At 70.9% G+C, this 24,216-nt stretch carries 24 protein-coding genes; 12 read left to right on the forward strand and 12 right to left on the reverse strand.

The window, feature by feature from the left end:
* Both trxB and Sya03_RS29790 read left to right on the forward strand, forming a co-directional pair.
* Positions 1 to 957 (forward strand): thioredoxin-disulfide reductase, encoded by a 957-nt coding sequence (gene trxB, locus Sya03_RS29785; protein WP_203941777.1) that lies wholly within the window; start codon positions 1 to 3, stop codon positions 955 to 957.
* A gap of 80 nt (positions 958 to 1,037) precedes the next feature.
* Entirely contained in the window at positions 1,038 to 1,631 is a 594-nt protein-coding gene (locus Sya03_RS29790; RefSeq protein ID WP_203941778.1) for a hypothetical protein, read from the forward strand.
* Between the two features lie 129 nt (positions 1,632 to 1,760).
* Here Sya03_RS29790 and Sya03_RS31430 read toward each other — a convergent pair whose 3' ends face one another.
* The gene (locus Sya03_RS31430; RefSeq protein ID WP_239107944.1) at positions 1,761 to 2,567 is read right to left on the reverse strand and encodes a M23 family metallopeptidase; all 807 of its coding nucleotides are present in this window, start codon (positions 2,565 to 2,567) and stop codon (positions 1,761 to 1,763) included.
* Between the two features lie 154 nt (positions 2,568 to 2,721).
* On the opposite strand from Sya03_RS31430, the gene Sya03_RS29800 reads away from it, so the two are divergent.
* Positions 2,722 to 3,498 carry an SURF1 family cytochrome oxidase biogenesis protein gene (locus Sya03_RS29800; RefSeq protein WP_203941779.1) on the forward strand — a complete coding sequence of 259 codons (777 nt, stop codon included), beginning with the start codon at positions 2,722 to 2,724 and terminating at the stop codon, positions 3,496 to 3,498.
* Here the strand turns inward: Sya03_RS29800 and Sya03_RS29805 are convergent.
* From Sya03_RS29805 to Sya03_RS29825, 5 genes are all read right to left on the reverse strand, one after another.
* Complete coding sequence (locus tag Sya03_RS29805; protein WP_239107945.1) at positions 3,450 to 5,114, reverse strand: copper resistance CopC/CopD family protein; 1,665 nt, start codon at positions 5,112 to 5,114, stop codon at positions 3,450 to 3,452. The two genes, Sya03_RS29800 and Sya03_RS29805, sit on opposite strands and share 49 nt — an antisense overlap.
* Positions 5,115 to 5,146: 32 nt before the next feature.
* A complete protein-coding gene (locus Sya03_RS29810) occupies positions 5,147 to 6,064 on the reverse strand; it encodes a cation diffusion facilitator family transporter (RefSeq protein ID WP_203941780.1) in 918 nt (305 codons plus the stop codon).
* Positions 6,065 to 6,219: 155 nt separating this feature from the next.
* Positions 6,220 to 6,936, reverse strand: a complete 717-nt coding sequence (locus Sya03_RS29815; RefSeq protein ID WP_203941781.1) for a DUF1775 domain-containing protein — start codon at positions 6,934 to 6,936, stop codon at positions 6,220 to 6,222.
* A 603-nt stretch (positions 6,937 to 7,539) separates the two neighbouring features.
* A complete protein-coding gene (locus Sya03_RS29820) occupies positions 7,540 to 8,067 on the reverse strand; it encodes a hypothetical protein (protein ID WP_203941782.1) in 528 nt (175 codons plus the stop codon).
* A 268-nt stretch (positions 8,068 to 8,335) separates the two neighbouring features.
* Entirely contained in the window at positions 8,336 to 9,214 is an 879-nt protein-coding gene (locus Sya03_RS29825; protein ID WP_239107946.1) for a L,D-transpeptidase, read from the reverse strand.
* Positions 9,215 to 9,968: 754 nt separating this feature from the next.
* On the opposite strand from Sya03_RS29825, the gene Sya03_RS29830 reads away from it, so the two are divergent.
* From Sya03_RS29830 to Sya03_RS29840, 3 genes are all read left to right on the forward strand, one after another.
* Positions 9,969 to 10,940: a hypothetical protein gene (locus Sya03_RS29830; RefSeq protein WP_203941783.1), complete on the forward strand. Its 972-nt coding sequence runs from the start codon at positions 9,969 to 9,971 to the stop codon at positions 10,938 to 10,940.
* 214 nt (positions 10,941 to 11,154) lie between these two features.
* Positions 11,155 to 11,424, forward strand: a complete 270-nt coding sequence (locus Sya03_RS29835; protein WP_203941784.1) for a hypothetical protein — start codon at positions 11,155 to 11,157, stop codon at positions 11,422 to 11,424.
* A 207-nt stretch (positions 11,425 to 11,631) separates the two neighbouring features.
* The gene (locus tag Sya03_RS29840) at positions 11,632 to 12,870 is read left to right on the forward strand and encodes a GGDEF domain-containing protein (protein ID WP_203941785.1); all 1,239 of its coding nucleotides are present in this window, start codon (positions 11,632 to 11,634) and stop codon (positions 12,868 to 12,870) included.
* Positions 12,871 to 12,935: 65 nt separating this feature from the next.
* On the opposite strand, the gene Sya03_RS29845 is transcribed toward Sya03_RS29840, so the two are convergent.
* Both Sya03_RS29845 and Sya03_RS29850 read right to left on the reverse strand, forming a co-directional pair.
* Positions 12,936 to 14,018: a hypothetical protein gene (locus Sya03_RS29845; RefSeq protein ID WP_203941786.1), complete on the reverse strand. Its 1,083-nt coding sequence runs from the start codon at positions 14,016 to 14,018 to the stop codon at positions 12,936 to 12,938.
* A gap of 46 nt (positions 14,019 to 14,064) precedes the next feature.
* Positions 14,065 to 14,535 carry a DUF2752 domain-containing protein gene (locus Sya03_RS29850; protein WP_203941787.1) on the reverse strand — a complete coding sequence of 157 codons (471 nt, stop codon included), beginning with the start codon at positions 14,533 to 14,535 and terminating at the stop codon, positions 14,065 to 14,067.
* 326 nt (positions 14,536 to 14,861) lie between these two features.
* Here Sya03_RS29850 and Sya03_RS29855 point away from each other — a divergent pair, with 326 nt between their 5' ends.
* Positions 14,862 to 15,161: a metal-sensitive transcriptional regulator gene (locus tag Sya03_RS29855; protein ID WP_203941788.1), complete on the forward strand. Its 300-nt coding sequence runs from the start codon at positions 14,862 to 14,864 to the stop codon at positions 15,159 to 15,161.
* A gap of 82 nt (positions 15,162 to 15,243) precedes the next feature.
* Here the strand turns inward: Sya03_RS29855 and Sya03_RS29860 are convergent, their stop codons facing one another.
* The 4 genes from Sya03_RS29860 to Sya03_RS29875 all read right to left on the reverse strand — a co-directional run bounded on the left by Sya03_RS29860 (position 15,244) and on the right by Sya03_RS29875 (position 19,181).
* Positions 15,244 to 17,505, reverse strand: a complete 2,262-nt coding sequence (locus Sya03_RS29860; protein ID WP_203941789.1) for a heavy metal translocating P-type ATPase — start codon at positions 17,503 to 17,505, stop codon at positions 15,244 to 15,246.
* Positions 17,506 to 17,515: 10 nt separating this feature from the next.
* Positions 17,516 to 18,484 carry a DUF8832 domain-containing protein gene (locus Sya03_RS29865; RefSeq protein ID WP_370872050.1) on the reverse strand — a complete coding sequence of 323 codons (969 nt, stop codon included), beginning with the start codon at positions 18,482 to 18,484 and terminating at the stop codon, positions 17,516 to 17,518.
* On the reverse strand, positions 18,481 to 18,687 hold the full coding sequence (locus tag Sya03_RS29870; RefSeq protein WP_203941790.1) for a heavy-metal-associated domain-containing protein: 207 nt from the start codon (positions 18,685 to 18,687) through the stop codon (positions 18,481 to 18,483). Before Sya03_RS29870 ends, Sya03_RS29865 begins: the two co-directional genes overlap by 4 nt.
* Positions 18,688 to 18,791: 104 nt before the next feature.
* Positions 18,792 to 19,181, reverse strand: a complete 390-nt coding sequence (locus Sya03_RS29875) for an ArsR/SmtB family transcription factor (protein ID WP_203941791.1) — start codon at positions 19,179 to 19,181, stop codon at positions 18,792 to 18,794.
* Positions 19,182 to 19,358: 177 nt separating this feature from the next.
* Between Sya03_RS29875 and Sya03_RS29880 the strand changes: the two genes are divergently transcribed.
* The 5 genes from Sya03_RS29880 to Sya03_RS29900 all read left to right on the forward strand — a co-directional run bounded on the left by Sya03_RS29880 (position 19,359) and on the right by Sya03_RS29900 (position 24,205).
* The gene (locus Sya03_RS29880) at positions 19,359 to 19,952 is read left to right on the forward strand and encodes a DUF305 domain-containing protein (protein WP_203941792.1); all 594 of its coding nucleotides are present in this window, start codon (positions 19,359 to 19,361) and stop codon (positions 19,950 to 19,952) included.
* Between the two features lie 239 nt (positions 19,953 to 20,191).
* Positions 20,192 to 20,584, forward strand: coding sequence for a hypothetical protein (locus Sya03_RS29885; RefSeq protein WP_203941793.1), 393 nt, complete (start codon positions 20,192 to 20,194; stop codon positions 20,582 to 20,584).
* 287 nt (positions 20,585 to 20,871) lie between these two features.
* Positions 20,872 to 22,746, forward strand: coding sequence for an asparagine synthase (glutamine-hydrolyzing) (gene asnB, locus Sya03_RS29890; protein ID WP_203941794.1), 1,875 nt, complete (start codon positions 20,872 to 20,874; stop codon positions 22,744 to 22,746).
* Between the two features lie 140 nt (positions 22,747 to 22,886).
* Complete coding sequence (locus Sya03_RS29895) at positions 22,887 to 23,255, forward strand: BlaI/MecI/CopY family transcriptional regulator (RefSeq protein WP_239107948.1); 369 nt, start codon at positions 22,887 to 22,889, stop codon at positions 23,253 to 23,255.
* Positions 23,252 to 24,205, forward strand: coding sequence for a M56 family metallopeptidase (locus Sya03_RS29900; RefSeq protein ID WP_203941795.1), 954 nt, complete (start codon positions 23,252 to 23,254; stop codon positions 24,203 to 24,205). Before Sya03_RS29895 ends, Sya03_RS29900 begins: the two co-directional genes overlap by 4 nt.
* Positions 24,206 to 24,216 lie beyond the last annotated feature (11 nt).

Here is a 24,216-nt window from a genome sequence, read left to right on the forward strand (position 1 = left end):
ATGAAGGAGGTCCGTAATCTGATCATCATCGGCTCGGGGCCGTCCGGTTACACGGCGGCGCTGTACGCCGCGCGGGCCAACCTGAAGCCGCTGGTCATCGAGGGCGTCCAGTCCGGCGGTGCGCTGATGACCACCACCGAGGTGGAGAACTTCCCGGGCCACCCCGACGGCATCATGGGCCCGGAGTTGATGGACGCCATGCGCAAGCAGGCCGAGCGCTTCGGCGCCGAGTTCATCACCGACGACGTGACCCGCGTCGACCTGGTCGGCGCCACCGAGCCCGGCGCCGAGGCGCTGAAGACGGTGTACGTGGGCCAGACCGAGTACTTCGCCCGCGCCGTCATCCTGTCCACCGGTTCCGCCTGGCGGCCGCTGGGCGTGCCCGGCGAGCAGGAGCTGCTCGGCCACGGCGTGTCCTCGTGTGCCACCTGTGACGGCTTCTTCTTCCGCAACCAGCACATCATCGTGGTGGGCGGCGGCGACTCCGCCATGGAGGAGGCCACCTTCCTCACCCGCTTCGCCGAGACGGTGACCATCGTGCACCGCCGCGACTCGTTCCGCGCCAGCAAGGTGATGGCCGCCCGCGCGCTGAACAACGAGAAGATCAAGGTGGAGTGGAACAGCGTCGTCGAGGAGATCCTCGGCGAGGACGGCAAGGTCGTGGGTGCCCGGCTGAAGAACATCCAGACCGGCGAGACCAAGACGCTCGACGTCACCGGCGTGTTCGTGGCGATCGGTCACGACCCCCGTAGTGAGCTGTTCAAGGGCCAGGTCGAGATGGACGACGAGGGCTACGTCAAGGTCGCCCACCCGAGCACCCGCACCAACGTCCCCGGCGTGTTCGCCGCCGGTGACCTGGTCGACCACACGTACCGTCAGGCCATCACCGCCTCCGGCACCGGTTGTGCCGCCGCGCTCGACGCCGAGCGCTTCATCGCCTCGTTCGTCGAAGCCTGACCCACCCTCGCACAACGCCCGCACCGGACACCCGTCGGTGCGGGCGTTGACGTGCCGCCGGCCGGGGCGTGTGATTAGGCATGACCAGCCGCACCGTGCTGGCAGCAGTCCTGCAAGCTGTGGCCGACGAGCCGACCGTCACGGTCCTCGGCATCCGGGTCCCCGACGCCGGTCCGGTGTTCCTCGCCGCTGTCGCCGCGCACGTCGGCGCCGGCCTTGTCGCCGTCATCGCCGGGACACTCGCCGCCCTGTCCCGCAAACGTCGCGGCCGGCATCCGCGGGCCGGGACCGTGTTCCTCACGGCCGTGGCCGTCATCGTCGTCACCGCCACCGTCATGTCCGCGATCCGGTGGCAGCACAACCGGCACCTGCTCGCCGTCTCGACCGTCACTGCGGTCCTTGCCACCGTCGGCTGGCTGGCCCGCCGCCGCCGGTGGCGGCGCTGGATGCTGTGGCACGGCATCACGATGAGCGGCGCCTTCATCGCCCTGCTGACCGGCTTCTACCTCGACAACGGCCCACAGCTGCCGGTCTGGGACCGGCTTCCTCCGCTGGCGTTCTGGTTTCTGCCCGCCGCCGTCGGTATCCCGCTGACATGGTGGGCGCTGGTGCGCAACCACGCCCTTCCCTGCCCTCGGCCAGAGGGGCGGCGTGCAGGCGCTGCGCGTCCGTAGGACCACTCAGCACGCCACCACGCCATGTCGATGGGCAGGCCGCGGGTCGTCAAGGCTGCCACCCAGCGGCTTGCGGCCGCAGCAAGCCCTCGGCGGCCTTGAGATGGTGCCAGGGCAACGTCTTGCCGGTCAGGCGCCGCAGCCCACGTCGATGCCGCGGGCACGCAGCCAGTCGGTCGGGTCGACGGTGTTCTTCCAGGTGCCCTGGTGCACCTCGAAGTGCAGGTGCGGGCCGGTGGAGTTGCCGGTCGAGCCCTCCGCGCCGAGCTGCTGACCGGCCTGCACCTGCTGTCCCGGCTGCACGGAGGTCGCGGAGAGGTGGGCGTAGTGGGTGAGGTAGCCGTTCGGGTGCTGGAGCAGCACGGAGATGCCGTAACCGCCGTAGTTGGCTCCCGCGGAGACGACCACGCCGGCGGCGGCAGCGGTGACCGGCGTGCCGGCCGCGGCCGCGAGGTCGACGCCCGCGTGCTGTCGTCCCCAGCGCGGACCGAAGCAGGACGTCACCTCGCCGGCCGGCATCGGGTCGACCCACCGGGGCGCGGGCTGCGGCGACGCCGTGCGCCGGACCGCCGCTGCCGCGGGGCGGGCGCCGGACAGCCGCGCGGCGCTGCCGGAAGCGGCGGCGGACGGTGACGGCGACGCGGAGCCGACGGCCGCGCCCGGGGTCGCCCCCGTGATCGGCAGGACGGCGTTGCGCAGCACCGGCTCGACGTGCGCCTGGCCGACCACGTGGCCGGCGAGCGTGCGCGCAGTCTCCTGGCCGGTCAGCGGCGCCACCGCGGCGGCCAGCGCACCGGCTCCGAGGAGCACGGCCGCCGTCGTCGCAGCCGGGCGGTGCCATGCGGCGGCGTCGGCCACGGCGCGGTGCCGGCCCGGGCCGGGAACGCGGCGGTGCCGGCCCGGCGCGGTCGTACCGCGGGCGGTCGACTGTTGCACGACGGGTGCCCTCCTGACCGTCCGATGGCGTGCTGACCTCTGCCTGTCGGCCCGCCGGCGGCGGCATTGAGCGCCGGCGGCGGCATCCGCGCCACGCTCACCGGACCGCTACCGTCCCAGCCACCGTTCAGGAACCGTCCGCTAGCGTCACGGCGTGTACGGATTCCTGCTCAGCCGCCGGTGGCTCGGCTACGCAGTCGTCGGGGTGCTCGCGGCGGCGGCCATGGTGCTGCTGGGCAACTGGCAGTGGGACCGCTATCAGGACCGCAGGGCCTCGAACGAGCGCGTCGAGGCGGGCGGTCAGGCGACACCCGCTCCGGTGGCGGCGGTACTGCCGCGCGGAGACGGCGCGGCGCCGCCCGGAAGCGAGTGGGCCCGGATCACCGCGACCGGGCGCTACGACGCCGCGAACGAGATCCTCGCCCGCGGCCGCACGGTCAACGCCCGGGTTGGGTTCGAGGTGGTGACGCCCCTGGTGCTCGACGACGGCAGCGCCGTGCTGGTCGATCGCGGTTGGATCGAGGCCATACCGGGTGACGCGCTGGCCCGGCCCACCATCCCGCCGCCTCCGACGGGGCCCGTCACCGTCGTCGGACGGGTTCATCTGTCCGAGACCCGTCCGCGCGCCGTCGATCGGCGGGACGGCCGCCTGGAGGTGCGCCGCATCTCGGCCACGCAGCTCGAAGATCACCTTCCCTACCCTGTGCTGAACGGGTACGTCCTGCTGACCGAGCAGACGCCGGCCGCGGGCGGGCAGCTGACGCCGATCCCGATCCGGACCCAGAACGCCTGGCAGAGCGGCGCCTACGCCGTCCAGTGGTGGTTGTTCGCGGCGCTCGTGCCGGTCGGCTTCTGGTGGGCGGCCCGCCGGGAGACCCGCGATCAGGGTGCCGCGGCCGGCACCGACACGGTCGTCGCGACCGTGGCCTGATCGATGTCGGAGATACGGACCGTGAACTTGATCTCCCACTCGCCGGGCACCGGGAATGTGACGGCACCGGTGCCGTGGTGCGGTTCCAGGCCCAGCATCAGCGTGGTGACCGGCTCGATGCCCGCGGTCGGCTGCGCCGCGGTGAGCTTCCATTCGGCCGCCGGGATCGGCTTGCCGGCGGCGGTGTAGATGTACGCGTGCACGGTGTTGTTCTCGCCGAGCTGCACCGGGTAGATGTCGTACTGCAGCGTGAACAGGTCCGTGGTGAGGGTCTGCGCGACGCCCTTCCACTTCGCGGCGGCGGCGGCCTGGACGTCGGCGCTGCGGGCGGGCGTCGTCTGGACGAGCATCGCGCTCACCGCCAGCACGACCGCCGCCGTGGCGGCCTCGAAGCCCACGGTGCGGCGCAGCAGCCGCGGTCCGTCGGCGGACACGGCGGTCCGCCGGCGCACCATCCGGTGCGCGACGGCGGCCGCGCCGAGCAGGGCGGCCAGCAACCCGGTCTTGGCCAGCAGGAACCGGCCGTAGTCGGTGCCCACCAGCTGGCCGGCGGACCGGACCTCGATCAGGGCCTGCACCACGCCGCCGCCGACCAGCCAGACGACCGCAACGGTCGCCCAGCGGGACCACACGGGCAGGATCACGCCGAGCACGCGCGGATGCGCCTTCGGCAACAGGAATGCGATCAGGGTGACGAGGCCACCGAGCCAGACGGACATCGCCGCGATGTGCACGACGGCCGAGAGGACACTGATCGGGGGCAGCGGCGAGGCGCCGGCGTGCCCGGACAGCGGCCACGTGGCCAGTCCCGCGATACCCAGCAGGACCACGGCGCTCCCCCGAGCGCGGCCGGTCCGCCCGGCGAGAACCGGCGGCAGGAGGACGGCTAGGGCGACGAGGACTGCGAGCCGGACGGACAGGGCGACGCCGTAGGTGGACGCGAGGACCTGCCGGAGTTCGGTGACGGAGACGTTCACGGCGGAGGCGCCGCTGCTGTAGGGCGCCTGCAGCCAGAGTCCGGCGAGCGTCGCCACGGCGACCGCCAGGGCTCCCACCCTGACGAGCCGGGTGGGGCCCGTGCGGGACATCCGCCGCGGCCACAGCAGCGCCAGTAACATGGCGGGGCCGATCAGGAGGACCAACCCGAGGTAGCCGATGTACTTGGCCACCGGGATCGCGGCCTCGACGCTGCGGTGGACGTCGTCCGACGGGGCGGTCGGGGCCGTGGCCGAGGGCGCGCCGACGGAGAAGGTGTAGCCGCCGGCGATGGGGTGGCTGTCCGCCGACACCACCCGGTAGCTGATCACGTAGGTGCCCAGCGGCCGGTCCGCCACCCGGATCGGGATCTTCAGAGTCGTGCCCTCGACGACGGGATCCCCGTCGAGGATCCGCTTGCCGTCCGGGGCGAGCACGAGCGTGCGCCCGGGTATCAGGCTGATCGGCTCGCTGAAGGTGACCGTCACGGCGGTCGGCGAGTATCCGAGCACCGCCGACTGCAGCGGGTTGGCCGCGACCACGGCGGCGTGGGCGCTGGCCGGCGCGGCGGGCAGGACAACCGCCGTGACCGCCGCGACGAGCGCTCCCAGGAACGCGCAGCTTCTCCGCCCGAACCTCACCTAAGCTAGTTCGGATTTCACGGCGGAAAGGTTCACCACCCGGCTGGGTGGCATGTTCCCCCGGCTCCGGCGGGCTCGAGCTGCAGGGTGGCGTGGTCGATGTCGTAGCCGTCGTGCAGCGCGGTCCGGGCCGCGGCGAGCACGTCGGCGACGTCGGCCTCCGGCTGCAGCGCGAGGTGGGCCTGGGCCACGTCCATGCCGGAGGTCAGGGTCCAGAGGTGAAGGTCGTGCACCGCGGCGACTCCGGGCACGTCCTGCAGCGTCCGTTGGACCGCCGCGACGTCGACGTGCTCAGGGGCCGCCTGGATGAGGATGCGGACGGCGGAGCGCGCCAAGGCCAGCGTGCGGGGCACGATGAGCACGGCCATGGCCACCGCGATGATCGGGTCGGCGTAGCGCCAGCCGGTGGTGGCGATGACAACGGCGGCCGCGATGGCCCCGACGGAGCCGAGGATGTCGCCCAGCACCTCCAGGTAGGCGCCGCGCACGTTGAGGCTCTCCTTGCTGCCCGCCCGCAGCAGCGCGAAGGCGACCAGGTTGGCGAGGAGACCCGCGATGGCGATCGCGAGCATCGGTCCGGCCAGCACCTCGGGGGGCTCGGTGAAACGGCGCACGGCCTCGACGCAGACCCACACCGCCACGCCGAGCAGCAGCGCGGCGTTGGCGAGCGCGGCGAGCACCTCCAGCCGGTACGCGCCGAACGTGCGCTGCGGATTCCCGGTGCCGCGGGCGGCACGCTTGACGGCGTAGATGGCCGCGAGCGCCATGCCGATGCCGAGCACGTCGGTGAACATGTGGCCGGCGTCGGACAGCAGCGCCAGCGAGCCGCTGATCAGGCCGCCGACGACCTCGAGGACCATGAAGACGGCAAGGACGGCGAACGCCGCCCACAGCCGCCCGGCGTGCTTCTCGCCGGCGCTGCGCGCCCCGTGATCATGGCCGGCACCCATGACGACACCCTTCTTCCGGTCCAGCTGCAGCCACCAACATATGCTGACATTGCAATGTATGCAAACTTGACCCTGGGAACCATTCCCATCGGGCCCTCACACCAGAAAGGGATCGTGAGGGAGCTCCCTCACGATCCCCAGCGGTGCCGCGCCGGCTATGCGGACTTGCGCCGCTGCCGTATCGCGATCGCCGCGCCGGCGCCCGCGACCAGCAGGACCGCGAGCACCCACCACAACCAGGCCAGCGAGCTGCCTGCCTCGTCGCTCACCGGATCCAGCGCCGTGGCGGCGGAGGTCGGCGCCGGAGCCGGCGCGGACGCCGTGGCCGCGGCGGAGGGCGACGGGGCGGCCGAGGTCGGCGCGGCGGATGGAGGCGTGTCGGAGCCGCCCGCGAGCTTCACGGTCGGGGCCGGGTTCTCGGGCTCCGGATTCGCCTTGGACGGAATCTCGATCCACCGGTCGGTGCGCCCGTCGTCGTAGGTCTGCAGCACCCGGAAGCTGATGGTGGCCGACGTGGGCAGCTGACGGATCCGCACCTTGTGCTGAGCGTCCTTGCCGACCGCGAGGGCCGGGCCGGCAACGGTGTAGCTGTCCGCGTCGGTCGTCAGCTTCCAGCCCTTCGGGGCACTCTCCAGCGTGATGTCGCCCGGGGCGATGCCCTGCGGCAGGAAAATCTGGACCTTCGTCACACCGGCGCTGTCCGACTCCGCCTCCGCGTTCGCCGTGGCGAGGGCGTTCTCGGCGCCGGCTCGGGCGGGCTGCACGGTGACGCCCGTGTGGGCCGCTGCCGGAGCGGCGGCGATGAGGGTCGCCGTGACTCCGAGAATGCCGGCGGCCGAGAAGTGGGCGATGCGTCGCCGTGTCGTCGTCATGCTGTCCCGTTTCGTGTAGTTCTCGGTGATAGGTGGGGACCCGACACACGGATCCCCCGTTCGGAGAGTCGCCGCAGCTGCGCGACAAGTTCCCCGAAGTTCCATAGTTTCGTGCGGCACCGCGCCCTGGTGCACAGCGACAACCGGAGCAACTCTGACATCCGTTCCTAGAGCTGACCATGTGACTGTCTTGCAGCGTGCCGCCGCCACAGCCGGCATCGCGCCGTCCTTCACCTCGATATCTCGCCCAGGCTGCACCCGCGGCGGCCCACAGCGACCTCTGCTCGTGGATGCCGGCCGACACCGCCCGGGATCGATATAGGTGTAGGTATGCGCAATAGGTGTAGGTATGCGCAGCGTCGTGGTCGATCACCGCTTGGTGCAGTTGGAACTCTCGGACCGCAAACATCATGTGACGGAACGAGAGCAACGAGTCGAACTCCAGCGGGACCGGGCGCAGGATGTGTCTTCGCTCCGGAGGTGAGGCCACGTCGGCCTACAGCCGCGTCTTCGTAGCCGAGTCCCTCGCTCCGGGGGACGGTCGTGACGAACGACGCTCAGGCCGCGGAACGTCATCGACGACGTCAACTGCCGATGTCGCCGTCATCGTGTACGGCGGCCGGGCATGGCGCCGTTGCGCACGAGCGCCCGCCAGGTCAGCGGCACTCCGACAGCGGCGGGCAGAAACCAGAACGCCAAGGGCGGCAACCGGTTCCAGACCGGCAGCTGTGGGCCGTTGTCGACGTAGAAGCCGGTCAGCACCGCGACGAACGCGCCGCTCATCGCGACCCCGTGCCACAGCATCCAGCGTTGCCATCGGCGGCGGCGGGCCGTCCAGCCGGTGGCGGCGAGGGCGGCGGTGACGGCGGCGACGGCGAGCAGGTGCCGGTTGTGCTGCCACCGGATGGCGGCCATGACGGTGGCGGTGGCGACGATGACGGCCACCGCCGTCAGGAACGCGGTCCCGGCGCGTGGGTGGCGGCCGCGGCGTTTGCGGGCCAGGGCGGCCACCGTCCCGGTGACGACCGCGACGAGGCCGGCCAGGATGTGCAGGGCGAGGGCGGCGAGGAACACCGGGCCGGCGTCGGGTACCTCGACGCCCAGAACCCGCGCGGCGACGGCGCTGGTCATGGTTCATCACACGCCGGGGCTGGCGGCGCGTCAACGCCCGCGCCGGTGCGGTGTCCGGTGCGGTCGTGGTGCTCATGCGCGGCGGCACAACCGGCACTCGGGCCGATGACGGCCTGACGGGGGTGCTCTGCTAAGACCTCGGCGTCATGCGCGACGAGGTTCGTCGAGCAAGCCCACGTCTGTGGCGGGTCTCGATCGACGGCTCCGCGGTGGCGTCCCGGCGGGGAGCACGGTTGCCGACTGCGAATCGGTATCTCGCCTGGCCGGATCAGGTACCGGGGCGCCTGCCGAACGTGTGCACGGTAGCGCCGAGCTGCAGGGCGTCCCACATCGCGACCGCGTCAGCGTGGAGCAGGTTCACGCAGCCGTGGGAGCCGAGCGTCGCGTCGTGGATGTATGTCGTGGTCGCATGAAAGCCGATGCCGCCCACGAACCGCTGCCAGTACGGCAACCACACCTCGTATGGGTCGGACCACTCCCGCAGGTCGCGCTTGTTGATGCGATACGTTCCCGCGGGTGTCGCATACCCACGGAAGCCGGTCCGCACCACCGTCGGACCCACGACAACCTTTCCATCTCGGACAACCCAGGCCGTCTGCTGGGTGAGGTCGACACAGGCGGTCACCCCATCTCCCGCGGCGCACTTCTCCTGTTCGTCAGGTGTTGAGCTGGTCGCGATGCGGCCCGCGACACCGGCCGTTGTGTCATCGGACTGGCCGGCGGCCGGTTGAATGCCGAAGCGCTGCTGGAATCGCCGAATCACCGCGCAGTCACCCGGCGACTGCTTCCCGTCGACCACGACCGCGCTGTAATCCGGCAGGGTCGACAACGACCTTTCGACGTCCCGCTGCCGGCGGCTCGGGGCACAGGGACGAACGGGCGTGGACCGCTCGGCGACGGACCGAGGACCGCCCGAACGGTCGGTGGCGGTGCGTTTGGAAGGCTTCTTCGGCCCTGCGACGACGACGAAGGACCGGCCTTCCGGCGCCGAAGCGTCGGTTCCGCCGGCAGTGCCGGGCGTGGCGGTGCTGTCCCCAGCGGCTGCGACGATCATCGCCGGTGCGTCGAGCGCGTACCCCACTCCACCGATGCCGATCACGGCTGCGGCGATCCCGGCGACGGCCCTGGCGACGCTAGCTGCAGACATTGCAAGAACCTCGGTCTCCGTGCGGCACCCTGACGTCCATTCGCTCCCCTATCGGCACCGGTCTCAGCTGGTTCAGAGGTTCGCTCCGACGTCTTGTCGTGGGGACAAAATCCACGGCGTGCTCATCGCGGGCGTGATAGGCGCCCGGCACGCCTGCCTGATCGAGCCGGACCATCCGTCGCCGCCGCACACTGCCGTTTGGTTGCAGGGGCGTGGTGGGTCGGATGCCGATATTGGCGCGCCGTCACACCACCTAAAGCGTCCTAGGACATTTACCGCACGGCTGCGGCTCCGTGCCCCGCCATTCGCCAGCGGTGCGGCGACGCGGCGGTGTCCGCCGCACTGTGCGGACCTGGCCTGGGCCGCCGGCTACAACGTGGTGCCGAGCCCCCTCCACGGCCTGCGTACTCTCCTGGACGGGGTCACCCTCAGCCGCCCGTCGGTCGGCGGTCGGCGCGGTCCTGATGTCCGCGTCCACCATCGGGCGCGATCAACGCCCAGCTCCTTCGCCGGGTGGCAGCTACGCCTGACCGGTCGTGAAGCGCCGCGCGGGCGCCGGCAACCGCTCGACCGTCGCCCGCGCTGCCGACGTCGGTCGTGGCGCCATACTCCGACTGAAGCCAAGTCCGCCGCGATCCAACCCATCACGGACGCCCGCAGGACGGGCTGCAGCTCACAGCGGCCGGCGCCGCCCCTGCGGTTGCACTACGTCGATTGACCTGCGCTCGACCGCCCGAGGCGGCGTAGACAGGGTGTGGACAGCCACGCAGGCCAGGAAGCGGAGGGCTCCCTCATGTCGAACCCGGGTCACACCGGGGCCGCCCTCGGCGCCGCCGTTCTGGCGGCCGTGTCGCTGGTCGGTCCAGCTGTCGAGGGGGAAGCACCGTCGGCGCCGCCTCCCCCGTCCGCCGCGGGCTGGTGGCGTACCGACCTCGGCGCCGTCCCGCTCGGCACAGCGGAGGACGACAACCCGACCGCGACCGCACTCGCCCGGCAGTGGTCCCACTACGGCCAGGGCCAGGAGGACGACTACGGCCGTCCATCGGTCGTGTCCGCCCGACAGGACGGACTGCCGGCGCCGCCCGCCGGAGGCGACCACACGATCCGGCTGCGGCACTCACCGGGCGACACCGCGACGCAACGCAAGCTGTACAAGTCGTTCAGCGCCGACAGCTGGCCCGTGGGTACCGAACCGTTCAGCCAGCAAGACGGCTCGCCGAAGGACGTTTCCGGCCGCTATATCGTCTACCAGTACATCAGCTCGGCGGAGCTGCGCCTCACAGAACGTGGCTGGATCAATCTGGCGCAGCTCAAGGAGGGCTACGCCACGAGCGATGGCAACCACACGAGCGACCCATCCTGGTGGGTGGTGGTCTACAACCGGGACGGGCGACAATTCCTGGACCTCGCGTACTGGGGCGAGGGCCGCATCAGCGATCCCTTGCTGGACCTGGCCCCGTATCTGGACCGGTGGGTCAAGGTCGAGATGCGGGTGTACCAGCAGGACCGCGTCGAGGTCTACCTCGACGACAAGTTTGTCGACGTGGGCCGCCAGTCGCAGTACCCCGTCGGCAGGATGCACTACGTCGGCAGCAAGGTCGGCGATGTGACGGTGACGGAGGAGCAGGGCTGGATCTTCGGCGCGGGCAACTACTCCAACCCTTCCGACCCTGACTCGGGCAGCCTCGTCCACGTCGGGCCGGCGGCCGTGCTGCCGCTGCCCTGAGGCGGCCAGGCGCATCACGAACGCATCTGTCCCGGCACGACAGCGGTGCACGCAGCGCCGCGTGAATCGTCGTTACCCGACGTGGTTCGCCGTCCGCCGGACGTAACGCAGCCTCGTCATCGCCGACTGACCAGCGCACCGGGCCGTCGGGCAGGATTCCCCGGGAGTCGATCCACGCCGCCGCTATCGTGGCACCCTCCGAGGGCCCGGCCAAGTGCCCGGACAGCAACCGCACGACGCCCTCCATGGCTACGTCGGCGGGACGATCGTCAACTGGCACACCTCGTTCGAGGACAAGTTCGATTCGGGTCCTGCACTCCCACGTCGACCGGCTGTGGGCGAAGTGGCAGCACGACCGGTTCTGGAGCACCTCGAGCCGTGGGCGGGCGGCACCGGTACCCGGCCGGAAGCTTCGCCGGACGATCAGCATCAGACGAACAACCGCATGCATCCGGCCATCGTCGAACCCCGGTACGAGGACTGAACGCGGCAACGCGCTCAATGGATGCGCAATGGCCGGCACTGAACAGGGCCGCGTCGACGGCCTCCATTCCTCTGACCTTTATCGTTCGCACCGAACCGACGAGAGGACCCCTCAGCTGACCGGATGCGCGACCGATGTCACTGGTGGCCGCGAAAGGGGGGCGCCGTGACTCGAATGGCCGGCAAGCGGACCAAGGTCGCTGTCCGCATGATGATCACGCTGTTCATCACGATGGTGGTCGTCGGCGGGGTGCAGTATGTGGCCGTCGACCGGGCGCTGACCAACCGCGCATTGACGCAACTGGCCGCCGGTCACGAAGCGGACGCAAAGGTCATCAGGGGCCTCTACGAGGCGTCCCCGGCACATGACCGGCAAGGTCCGGTCAAGGAGCTGCTCAACCACGTCGCCGCTCGGCCGGGCGTGCTCCGGGTCGCCTTGATCGCCCCCGACTCGACGGTGACCGCCGTGGGCCGGCAGGGACACACTCCTGCAGGTACGACACCGCAAGCCGACATGCCCCATTCGATGCCGGGGATGTCCGCCGCGCCCATGAACGCCGGACATCCGATGCCGGCTCCGACGGACGCCGTGCGCGCGCCCGCCATCACCGGCACAGATCCCGGCCGTTCGGTCGGGGAACGGGTGGACGACTCAGCGGCGCGGACGGTGCAACAGGTCACCGGATCCCTGGCCTCGGACACCCGCCTCAGCGCGGACGGCCTGTCAGCCGTCGTGACCGTGCCCGTCACCCTCGACGCTGCCACCCACGCCTTCGAAGTCGTCCGGTCGACCTCCGATCTGCGGCAGCAGTTGAGCGCCCTGCGGTGGACGCTGCTCGGCACGCTCGGCCTCGGCCTACCGCTCGGGCTCGCGATCTTCTACCTCGTCGGAGCGCGGGGCTACAGCACCCGGCTGAACCGCGCCATCCAGGATTCCACGACGGACGGGCTCACCGGCCTGCGTAATCACCGCGAGTTCCACGAGGAATTGCATCGCCGCGTCGAGCTGGCCCGCCGGCACGGGCGCTCCCTGTCGCTGGCCCTGATCGACCTGGATGGGTTCAAGGCGGTCAACGACACCCTCGGTCACCGTGAGGGCGATCGCGTACTGGCCAAGATGGGCCTGCTGTTGAGCGATGCACGACCCGAGGATCTGCCGTTCCGCACAGGCGGGGACGAATTCGCGTTACTGCTGCCCGAGACTGACGCCGGCGGTGCGCAGATCGTCGCCGAGCGGATCCGCGAACAGGTGGAGGCGCACATCGGCGGCGTCACCACCAGCATCGGGATCGCCGACTTCACCCTGCACGTTCCGGACGCCGAGGCGCTTGTCGAGGCCGCCGACGCCGCCCTCTACGCCGCGAAAGCTCAGGGCCGGAACCGCGTCGTGCGTTCATTGCTGGGACAGGGCGAGCCCGCGGGCGCGTCGAGCATGACCAATCCCTGACGCGGCGATGCCGTCCAGCGATTCATGGCCGGCATCGATTCAGGGTCGGCGCCGCGCCGCGTGTCCTATCCGGCAGTCAGGAGGCGCCGACCGGGCTGCGTCAACAGTGCGAGTGCGACGCCGGTCAACGCCGTCACTGCGACAATTCCTGTCCAGAGCTCGACGGGCCAGCTGATCCCTTCGGCGACGGCCAGTCCCGCCAGGTGAGCCGGCCACAGCAGCCCGGGCAGCAGGGCGCCGGCGAGGGCCAACCGATGACGGGCTTCGGGCCCGCGCCTGCGGTCGATTGCGACGAGGAGGAGATCGGCGGCAACTGCCGCGACGGTGACAACGGCGGTAGCGAGAACCTGCGCATGCGGCAGGCCGACCATGGCGACCGAGAGCCACGCGACCGCACCGACCAGGGCCGTGACGCCACCGAAACGTATCGGGCCCCGCCGGAAGAGCAGAAGCAGCGGAATGACGATCAGAGCCGTGGTGATCACGTAGCGAGTCAGCCCTAGCAGAGCCGGAAGCTCGCCCGCCTCGTGGCCGGGCTGCCCTTCCGGAATCGTCGTCACAGCCTGCGTGGCGTCGGCCGCGGTGAATACCGATGCATAGGCAAGGAAGAACGCTGCCAGCGCTGTCGCCAACACCAGGGCGACGAGTCCTGGAAGCTGCGTGGCAGCCGATGCCGCGGACGGCTCGCCGCGGCCCCACCAGGCGGAGCGTAGAGGGCTCGTGACGATCAGCAGGGCGCCGGCCAGCAGGATGAGGTGACTGGGACTGACGAGAGCGTCGACACCTGCCTCGACCCCGAAGATCTGGTGCCACGTCAGGTCGGCTGCGCCTCCCACGCCGAACACGATGACGCCGACCGCTCCGAGGGTGTATCCGACCGGGGGCTGAAGCCGACGCGCCGGTCGGCTCAGCCATGCGATCCAGCCGGCCAACGCCAGGAATCCGCTGTAGAGAGCCAGGTGCCATGGTGTGAAGAAGCTCTCCAGTGCGGGCACGTTGACATGCGCCCAGCCGTCGGCGAAGAGGGCGCCGATCAGCCACATGCTGAAGACATTCGTGACCGCATCGTCGATCGGCCGCGCGGCCCGCAAGGGGCGGCTGACGAAGCGAGAACGGACCAGCACCGACTCGGCCGAGGTGCCGCTCATCAGCACTCCCCTGGGTACCGTCGCCGTTCTGTCGGCGATCCACCTGTCACTGCTGGGCGATGTCGGGCACGTAGAACCAGGTGAACGGTGCCCACGGCAGGTTCCGCAGCACGGTGGCGTACAGCACGAACAAGACGGCGTAGGCCGCAAGGATGGTGACGACGGTCTTCCTCGACGTCGGCATGGGCAACCTCTTGCCGAACACCGAGACGCCGATCCACCAGATCCACGCATACGCCAGGAACGGGATACCGAGCAGGAACGCGAGATGCATCCGGGCGGCGTTCACCAGGTCACCGTGCAACAAGTACCAGGTCATCCGCGTGATGCCGCACGTCGGCCCGTCGATGCCGAAGAGCATGTGCCAGACACAGCGCCCCGCCGGATCGGGCTCGCTGTCCGTCGGGTCGAAGGCCAGCACGAACGCGAACCAGGTCAACGGCGCGGCGAGGGCCCAGAGCGGCGTGAATCGACGGCGCCCCGCCGGAGGCCGCGTCTGGACGTGCTGTGCGGTCATCGGGTCATCTCCCCCAACACGCTGCGGCGAGGGTGGTGAGGCTCGACGCCCCACCCCGACCTGCTCGAGCGCGTTCCATCGCGCGTCAGCCGTCCTGGGCCACCGGCCAGGCCCATGATCCCGTGCAGCACCAGCAATCCTCCAGACGGCACCGCGGAGCAGGCCCCCGGTCACTACTATGCATCTTAGGAGATAGGCGCGCGCACGTCCATGACGCCGCCAAGGTCAGCGGTCCGGCGCGCCAGCCGGCACCGGGGGCAGCGCCTGCCGTAGGTGACCTGCCCACAGTCGATGACGCCATTACCCTGCCCGGGTATCGTTGCCGTATGAGTGAAGAGGCGACGCTGGGGCCGCACGGCTATTCCGCCGAGAAGCAGGCGCTCATGGGGCGGCTTCGTCGTGTCGAAGGGCAGGTGCGCGGTCTGCAGCGAATGGTCGATGAGGACACCTACTGCATCGACGTCCTGACGCAGATCTCGGCGGCCACCAAGGCCCTGCAGGCGGTCGCCGTCGGCTTGCTCGAAGATCACCTGCGGCACTGCGTCGTGCAGGCCGCAGCCGACGGCAACCCCGACGCGAAGATCAAAGAGGCGACGGCCGCGATCGCCCGCCTGGTGCGCTCCTGACCGGGGCGGTGCGACAGTCCTCACAACGGCCTGGTGCCGTCGCCGACCACGGTCGGCGACGGCACCTGAGCCCAACTCGCCGTTACTGCGCCGTGGTGAACCGGCGCAGCCGCAGGCTGTTGGCAACGACGAACACCGACGAGAAGGCCATGGCCGCGCCGGCGATCATCGGGTTGAGCATCCCGGCCGCGGCCAACGGCAGCGCGGCGACGTTGTAGGCGAAGGCCCAGAACAGGTTGCTCTTGATGATCCGCAAGGTGCGCCGGGACAGCCGGATGGCGTCGACTGCGGCCATCAGATCGCCGCGCACCAGCGTCAGGTCCGATGCCTCGATGGCCACATCGGTTCCCGTCCCCATGGCCAGGCCCAGGTCGGCCTGAGCCAGCGCGGCGGCGTCGTTGACCCCGTCGCCGACCATCGCGACGACCTTCCCGTCCGCCTGCAGGCGCTTCACGACGTCCACCTTGTCCGCCGGGAGCACCTCGGCGATGACCTCGGCGATGTCGACCTCCGCGGCCACCGCGCGGGCCACGGTCTCGTTGTCGCCGGTGAGCAGGACCGGCGTGAGACCAAGCCCCCGCAGAGCCGCGACGGCCTGCCGGCTCGTCGGCTTGACGACGTCCGCGACCGCGAGCACACCGCGGGCGATCCCGTCCCAGCCGACGACGATCGCGGTACGCCCCCGGGACTCCGCCGCCGACATGGCCTCCCGGATCTCGGCCGGTACGTCCAGGCCGGACTGCTCGAGCAGTCGCCGCCGGCCGACCACGACGTCCCGCCCCTGCACGGTCCCCCGTACGCCGAGGCCCTCGACGTTGCCGAAACCGGCGACCTCCGGCAGCCGCCCCGCGGCCGCGGCGGCGGTGGCGACCGCCTGCGCGATCGGATGCTCGGAGGCCGCTTCCACGGCCCCAGCGAGTCGCAGGACCTCGTCCCGGTCCTGACCGTCCGCCACCGCCACGTCGACGAGCGTCATCCGGCCGGTCGTGACGGTCCCGGTCTTGTCGAGCACCACGGTGTCGACCTTGCGCGTCGACTCCAGGACCTCCGGCCCCTTGATGAGGATGCCGAGCTGGGCACCGCGGCCGGTGCCGACCAGGAGCGCGGTGGGCGTCGCCAGGCCGAGGGCGCACGGGCAGGCGATGATCAGGACGGCGACCGCGGCGGTGAAAGCCGCCGTGAGCCCGGCCCCGGTGCCGATCCACCAACCGAGGGTGCCGATCGCGAGCGCGATGACGATCGGGACGAAGACGCCCGAGATCCGGTCGGCGAGGCGCTGGACCGCGGCCTTGCCGGTCTGCGCCTGCTCCACCAGCTTGGCCATCTGTGCGAGCTGCGTGTCCGCGCCCACCCGGGTGGCGCGCACGACGAGACGCCCGCCCGCGTTGACGGTCGCGCCGACGACGGTGTCGCCGGGCCGCACCTCGACCGGCACGGACTCACCGGTCAGCATGCTGGCGTCGACGGCCGAGGAGCCGTCCTCGACCTCGCCGTCCGTGGCGATCTTCTCGCCCGGCCGCACCACGAACCGGTCCCCGACGGACAGGTCCCCGACCGGCAGGCGAACCTCGACGCCGTCCCGCAGGACCGCCACGTCCTTGGCGCCCAGCTCTAGCAGCGCGCGCAACGCGGCGCCCGCCCGGCGCTTCGACCGGGCCTCGAAGTATCGGCCGGCCAGGATGAACATCGTGACACCGGCGGCGGCCTCGAGGTAGATGTTCGCCGCGCCGTCGGTGCGGCCGATGTCGAGGCTGAACGGGTGTGTCATGCCGGGCATGCCGGCCGTACCGAAGAACAGCGCCCACAGCGACCAGAGGAACGCCGCCAGCGTGCCCATGGAGATGAGCGTGTCCATGGTGGCAGCGCCGTGTCGCAGGTTGGTCCAGGCCGCCCGGTGGAACGGCAGGCCGCCGTAGACCACCACCGGGGCGGCCAGCGTCAGCGACAGCCACTGCCAGTAGGTGAACTGCAGCGCCGGAACCATGGCCATCGCCACCACCGGCACCGTCAGCGCGACGGACACCCAGAGCCGGGTGCGCAGGCTGCGCAGCTCGTCGACCGGGTGCGCCTGCTCCGCCGGGTCGTCACCGGCGGGCTTCGGCGGCGGCGGGAGCTGGGCGGTGTACCCGGTCTTCTCGACGGTGGCGATCAGGTCGGCGGGCGTCACGCCGTCGGCGAAGTTCACGCTCGCCTTCTCGGTGGCGTAGTTGACCGTTGCGGTGACGCCGTCCATGCGGTTGAGCTTTTTCTCGATGCGCGAGGCGCAGGAGGCGCACGTCATGCCGCCGATCGACAGCTCGATCTGCTCGACGGCCGTCTGCAACGGCCTGGTGACGGATGCCATCGTGCTCTCCTTACCCATGGGTCTGATCACCCTCCCCGTGCTGCTCCCCGGAGGGGGCGGGCGGCGTCGTGGCGGTCTGCGCCGTCGCGGGAACCGTGAACTCGGCGGTACGGACCTTCCCCGCGTGCTGGAAGTCCAGGTACAGGCGGTACGTCCCCACGGACGGCACCTCGGTGTAGAAGGTGATGCCCGGTCCCGGTGCGGTGCGACCGTCACCGGGCGCGCCGTCCGGGTGCACGTGCAGGTACGCGAGGTCCCCGTCGCGCAGCGCCACCAGGTGGCCGTACGCGCCCAGGTACGGCTCGAGGTCGGTGACCGGCGCTCCGTCCCTGCTGACCGACAGCGTCACCTTCGACGACGTGCCGGGGACCAGGTCGCCGTCGAGTGTCACGGTGTAGCCGTCGACGGTCGCGGTCCGCGCCGGCTCGGGCAGCGGGACTGGGCGCAACTCGCCCGGTGCCGCAACGTCGACGCCCAGGGTGAGGGCTGACTCCCGGCCGGCCGGTCGGAAATCCGCGAACACCCGGTACTGCCCGGGCGCCGCAACGGCCAGCGCGGTCGACCAGGTGCCGTCGGTGCCGAGCTGCGGGTGCACGTGCTGAAAGTGGGCGAGGTCGCGACGCACGACGATGAGGTGCAGGTCCTTTTCATGGGTCGCGGTGTACCGGGTCACCGGTGTGCCGTCGGGACCGAGGATCCGGAAGCGGAACTGCTGCGGCTCACCCGCCGACAATTCGGGCGACTCGGGGGCCAGTCGGTAGCCGTCCTGGATGACCTGCAGGCCGACGGGCAGATGGGCATCTGCGCCAGCGCCTCCAGACGGAGCGGCGGTGGCACTGTGCTGCGCGGCGGGCATGCCGTGCGCCGCGGGCGGCGTCCGGTCGGGCCCGGCCACACTGCCGAGCCCGACGGACGTACCGAACACCGCCGCGAGGCCCAGCATGTACGCACCCAGCTTGATCGGGGTTCGCACGGTCACCTCGCCACGGCGTAGCCCGCCTCGTCGACCGCGGCCTCCACCGCCGCGTCGTCGAGGGGCTGCTCGCTGGTGACGGTCACCTGACCGGTGGCCAGATCGACCTCCACGTCGGTCACGCCGGGGAGCTGCTTGATCTCAGTGCCGACGGAGTTGACGCAGTGCGAGCACGTCATGCCGGTCACGGTGTAGGTCTGCGTCGCCATTGGTGCACTCCTCAGGACGTGGCGGAACTTCCGATGAACACTCTACCCCTACCCCCCAGGGGTATCAAGCCCTGGCAGGAGACGACAGTCACACACGGCGCAGATCAGTCCTCGTCGAGCGGCGCGCGCGTCAGCTCCACCAGACGCCTGAGGCAGTGCTCCCGCAAGGGCTGGGGAAAATCGTCGGCAAGCCGGTAGTAGACGATCCGGCCGGCCTTACGGCCGGTCACCAGGCCCGCGGTGCGGAGAATGCGCAGGCCGTAGCCGACCGAATCCTCAGACGCCTCCAGGGCCAGTGCGAGATCGCCGACACAGAGCTCCTCGACCGTGTCGAGCGCGTACAGGATCCGCGCGCGGACCGGGTCCGCGAGAAGGCCCAGCAGGGACGACAGCCGGGCGGCGTCCTCCGGGGAGATGAGCCGCTGCCGCGCAGCCTCGACGCGCTCGGCGTCGACCGGATGCGAATGCCCGCCGGCCGACCGGTGCTCCGACACAGCCACCCCCTTCGACGCAGCATGTTACGCGCACACCCGTACGGGTATCCGGCTGTCCGCCGAGACTCCGGCACACGACAACAGAACGGACGACAGCGTCCCACCGGCACGTCTCCGGACCCGGCGCACCAGCACGACCACCCCCGATGGATACCACCACCCGAGAAGGACCCCGCCATGCGCATGCGCAGGATGTACACGCTCAGCCTGTTCGCGGCAGCCACCTCCCTCGCCCTGACACTCAGCGGCTGCGGCGGTGGCGACGCCGACAGCGCCGGCTCGACCGCCACCACCGGAGCGGCGGCCCCGAGCCAGAGCGCCGCCGCCTCGATGACGGACGCCATGTTCGCCGCCATGATGGTCCCCCATCACGAAGAAGGCATGGAGATCACCAAGCTCGGCGCCGAGAAGGCCACGACGCCCGAGGTCAAGGAGATCGCCCAGCGCTCCATGACCAGCCAGCAGGCCGATCTGCCGAAACTCCAGGCCATCGCCGGCAGCGGCGGCATGGCGCCGCAGCCCATGCAGCCCCCGCTGGCCAGGTTCGGCGACCAGGAGATGACCGAACTCCGCAGCCTGTCCGGCGAGGAGTTCGACCTCAAGTGGCTCGACGTACTGAGCAGCCACCACATGGCCGCGATCATGATGACCGACATCGCCATGTCGGCCAGCGCCGGCGGCGAGGCCAAGGCGCTCCAGCAGAAGATCCGCGACGAGCAGCTCAAGGACGTCGAGGAAATGAACACGCTGCGCGACCAGCTCCGCAAGTAGTCCTTCGCGCGGTTTCCTACCGCGCCGCACGAAAGCGCGTTTTCGGCCGGCCGCCGACCACTCACCCCGGGCCGGCGGCCGACGCATTTCTCGGCTCAATGCCGTTTCCAGGCACCTTCATGCATCGGCGGGACGGTCGCACGCCGACCCCGCCACCGATGTACTATGCCGCCTAGGAGACGACCGCCACCGTGTTGGCGGCAGCGGCCAGCGAACGAAGCGGTGGTGATGGTGTGCAGATGACTCGGGCGGTTCGTCTGCTGCTGCTCGCCGCGCTCCTGCTCTGCGGTCTCGCCGGCTTGCACTTCAGCGGCACCCCCCGGGAGGGCACCGCGGCGACAGCCGCGGCACATGCCCACGCCGACGATGCAGACGCGCCGCGGACGCACCTAGAGACCACCCCCGCCAGCACGCTCGCCATTTTCGGTGGGTCCGAGCGGCCCACCGAGGAGGACTGCCTCACCGTCGCCACGATGGCGGTGCAGCAGGCCGGGTTGTGGGCGGGCCCGTCGACGGTGCGCGAGATTACCGTGACGGACGTCCTCGCCCCACCAGGGGTCTCCGCGGCCGCGTCGGCGACCTTCGCGTCCGTAGGCCTGCGGCTGGCCGACCTGTCCGTGTTCCGGACATAGGGGTCGACGCCGCCCGATCGGAACAAGCCGCCGACTCGACCTTCGGCGCGGTTTCCGTTAGGCCGTTTCTCCATTCCATTCGTCGCCGTTCAGCGCAAACATCATGCACGACCCGCTGACGTCGGTGACGATTGTTATGGCCGCCAGACAAATCTCGTCGACGCGCCGGCACGCGTGCCAGAGCAGCATGACGGATTTCTCCGCGGCATGCCTTCTTCCTGCACGCCGAACGCATCGGAAAGCGCGCCGTCGGACGTGACCGTGAACAATCTGTTGGAGCACTCCTCATGTGTGGATTTGTGGTATTCGTCGGCGGCGGCACCGCCCCGGACCCCCGCCTTTTCGGTGCCATGCGGGCGACCCTGCACCACCGCGGCCCCGACGACGCCGTCGACCTGACCGTCGGGCCGTGCACCTTCGGGTTCCAGCGCCTCGCCATCATCGACACCCACGGCAGCCAGCAGCCCCTGAACTACCCGCCGCACTCCGTCGGCGACCCACGCTGGACCGTCGTCTGCAACGGCGAGATCTACAACTTCCGGGCGCTGCGCGAGGAACTCGCGCTCGAGCACGGTTGCAAGTTCGCCACCGAGGGCGACGCGGAGGTTCTGGCGGCGGCGCTGGACGTATGGGGCCCGGCCGGGCTGGACCGGCTGCGCGGCATGTTCAGCTTCGTCGCCTGGGACGCGACGGAAGGGGTTCTGCACGCCGGCCGGGACCCCTTCGGGATCAAGCCCCTGTTCTTCGCTGAGACCGAGGCGGGCCTGTGGCTGTCGAGCGAGAAGAAGGCCCTGATGCCGGTGGTCGAGACCGCGGGCATCGACACCGCCGCCCTCTCGTACTACCTGACGCTGCAGTACGTGCCCGAGCCGTACACCATGCACGGCGACGTCCGCCGGCTCGCCGCCGGCGAACGGCTCGTGTACCGGCCCGGCGCGTCCGTCGAGGTGCACGGCTGGTCCGTGCCGATCTTCGATCCGCCTGCGGCCACTCCCCCGGCAGCCGGCGACGTGGTGCGGGACATCCGCGACGCGCTGCGGGACAGCGTTCGCGCACACATGGTCGCCGACGTGCCGGTCGGCGCGTTCCTCTCCAGCGGCATCGACTCCACAGCCGTCGTCGCGCTGGCCCGTGAGGTGAAGCCCGACATCAAGACCTTCACCGTCGGATTCGAGGCCACGGGGTTCTCGGAGGTCGAGGCGGCGTCGGTGGCCGCCGAGGAGATGGGGGTCCGCCACTTCGCCACCATGGTGAGCGACGAGGACGTTCTCGAGGCCTTGCCGGTGATCGCGTGGCACCTCGACGATCCGGTCGCCGATCCTGCGCTGATCCCGCTGTTCTTCCTGGCACGCGCGGCGGCACGACACGTCACGGTGGTCCTGTCCGGCGAGGGCGCCGACGAGCTGTTCGGCGGCTACGAGATCTACCGCGAGCCGGCGTCGCTCGCCCCGGTACGGCGTCTGCCGCAGCGACTGCAGAGCGGCCTCAAGGCCGTGGCGCAGGTCATCCCGGAGGGGGTCAAGGGGAGAAGCTTCCTCGACCGCGCGACCACGCCCATCGAGCAGCGCTACTTCGGCAACGCGCGCATCTTCACCGACGCCGACAAGGCGACCCTCATGCGCGGCCCCGCGGCGCCGTACACCGAGGTCACCGCGCCGGTCTACGCGGCGGCCGAGCACCTCGACGACGTCGCCACGATGCAGTTCGTCGACCTGCGCACCTGGCTGCCGGGCGACATCCTGACCAAGGCCGACAGGATGTCGATGGCGCACTCCCTGGAGCTACGCGTCCCCTTTCTCGACTCGCACGTGTTCGGCGCGGCCGCCCGCGTCCCCACCGTGATGAAGCTGCCGCCGGGCGAACGCACCACGAAGGTCGCCCTGCGCCGGGCCCTCGAGGGCGTCGTGCCCGCGTCGGTGGTCGATCGGCGCAAGCTCGGCTTCCCGACGCCGACCCGTCTGTGGCTGCGCGGGCCCATCGGGGAGTGGGCCGCGGCGCTGATGAACCGCTCGCAGGCCGGTGACCTGCTGGACCTGGGGTACGCGCAGCGCCTGCTGGCCGAGCACCGACGCGGCGAGGTCGATCACGCCCGCCGGATCTGGACTGTGGTCATGTTCTGTCTCTGGCACGAGATCTTCGTCGCGGACGGACTAACCCGGTGAGCCGCCTGCTCCCTCGTGGGTGCCGCCGCTCCGCCGGGCGGGTGCACGGAGGTGCAGTTGCCGGCAGCGCACCGTCGTGGCCTCCGGCCCGCGATCGCCGTCGCCTATGCTTCCCGTCAAGCTGGGGAAGAGGTGCGGCAGTGCGTGCGTTCGGCGATCTCGAGGCGGCGATCATGGACAGCCTGTGGCGGCGGTCCGGATCCGCGACGGTGCGCGACATCCTGGATGATCTCGCCTCCCGGCGGCCGGCGTACACCACGGTGCAGACCGTGATGGACAACCTCTACAAGAAGGGCTGGCTCCGCCGGGAACCCGACGGGCGCGCCTACCGGTACGACCCGACAGTGACCCGCGAGGAGTACGGGGCCCGCCAGCTCCGGCACGCCCTCGACGGCGCGGGAGATCCTGCCGAGGCGCTGGTGCGGTTCGTCGAGAAGATGAGCGACTCGGAGACGGCGGCGTTGCGACAGGCGCTTGCCGCCTACGAAGGCAGCGACGATCCGACATGATGGCCTGGCACCTACTGCTGTTCGCGGTCGTGCTCGCGTCCGTCGCTCCGCGCGTCCTCGGCAGGGCCCGATGGGTGTACCGGTCCCCGAAGCTCGGCATCGCCGCCTGGTACGCGATGCTGGCCGGGGTCGTCTCAGCCGTGCTGGCCGCGACGGCCGCCCTGCTGGTGCCGCCGCATCCCGGCGCGGCGGCGGTGTGCGTGGCATGGCGCTGGTGTGTGCAGGCCGCCCGAGGCGAGTACGGAGCAGCCGGGCAGCTGGCCGCTGCCACTATGGTGCTCGTGACCGGGGCACTGGCCGGCCGCCTCCTGGTGTCGGGCGTAGGCTTCGTCCGCAAGCAGCGCGCTCACCGTCACCGGCATCTGCAGATGCTGCGGCTCGCCGGCAGGGACGCCCCTGAGCTGGGCGCGACGGTGGTCACCTGCGCCGAGCCGGCGGCCTACATGGTGGCTGGCCACCACCGGCGGGTGGTGATCACGACCGGCGCCGTGGCCACGCTGCGCGACGAGGAGCTGGCCGCCGTGCTCGCCCACGAACGGGCACATGCCGCCGGCCGGCACGACATTCTGCTCAGCGGCGTGCGGGTCCTCCGGGCGGCATTCCCCTGGCTGCCACTGTTCCACGTCGCCGCCGACCAGCTGGGCCGGCTCGTCGAGATGCGGGCCGACGAGGTGGCCGTGGCTAACCACCGCCCCATCAACCTCGCACGGGCTCTCGTAGCGATGGCCGGCGCCACGTCGCCGCAGGTTCCGGCCGGGGCGTTGGCCGCGACCGGCGGGGATGCAGTGGCCCGGCTCGGGCGGCTGCTCGACCCGCCGGACAGGCTGAGCATTGTCCAGCGATGGCTGATCGGCACGGGCATCGCTGCCATGGCTGCGGCCCCGGCGCTCACGCTGGCGGCGTCGTGGCTGTTCCCGTCGCTGAACGTGTGTGCGGTGCTCCCGTTGTGAACGGTTGCGAG

The organism is Spirilliplanes yamanashiensis, from assembly GCF_016863475.1.
In the GTDB taxonomy this organism is placed as follows: Bacteria; Actinomycetota; Actinomycetes; order Mycobacteriales; family Micromonosporaceae; genus Spirilliplanes; species Spirilliplanes yamanashiensis.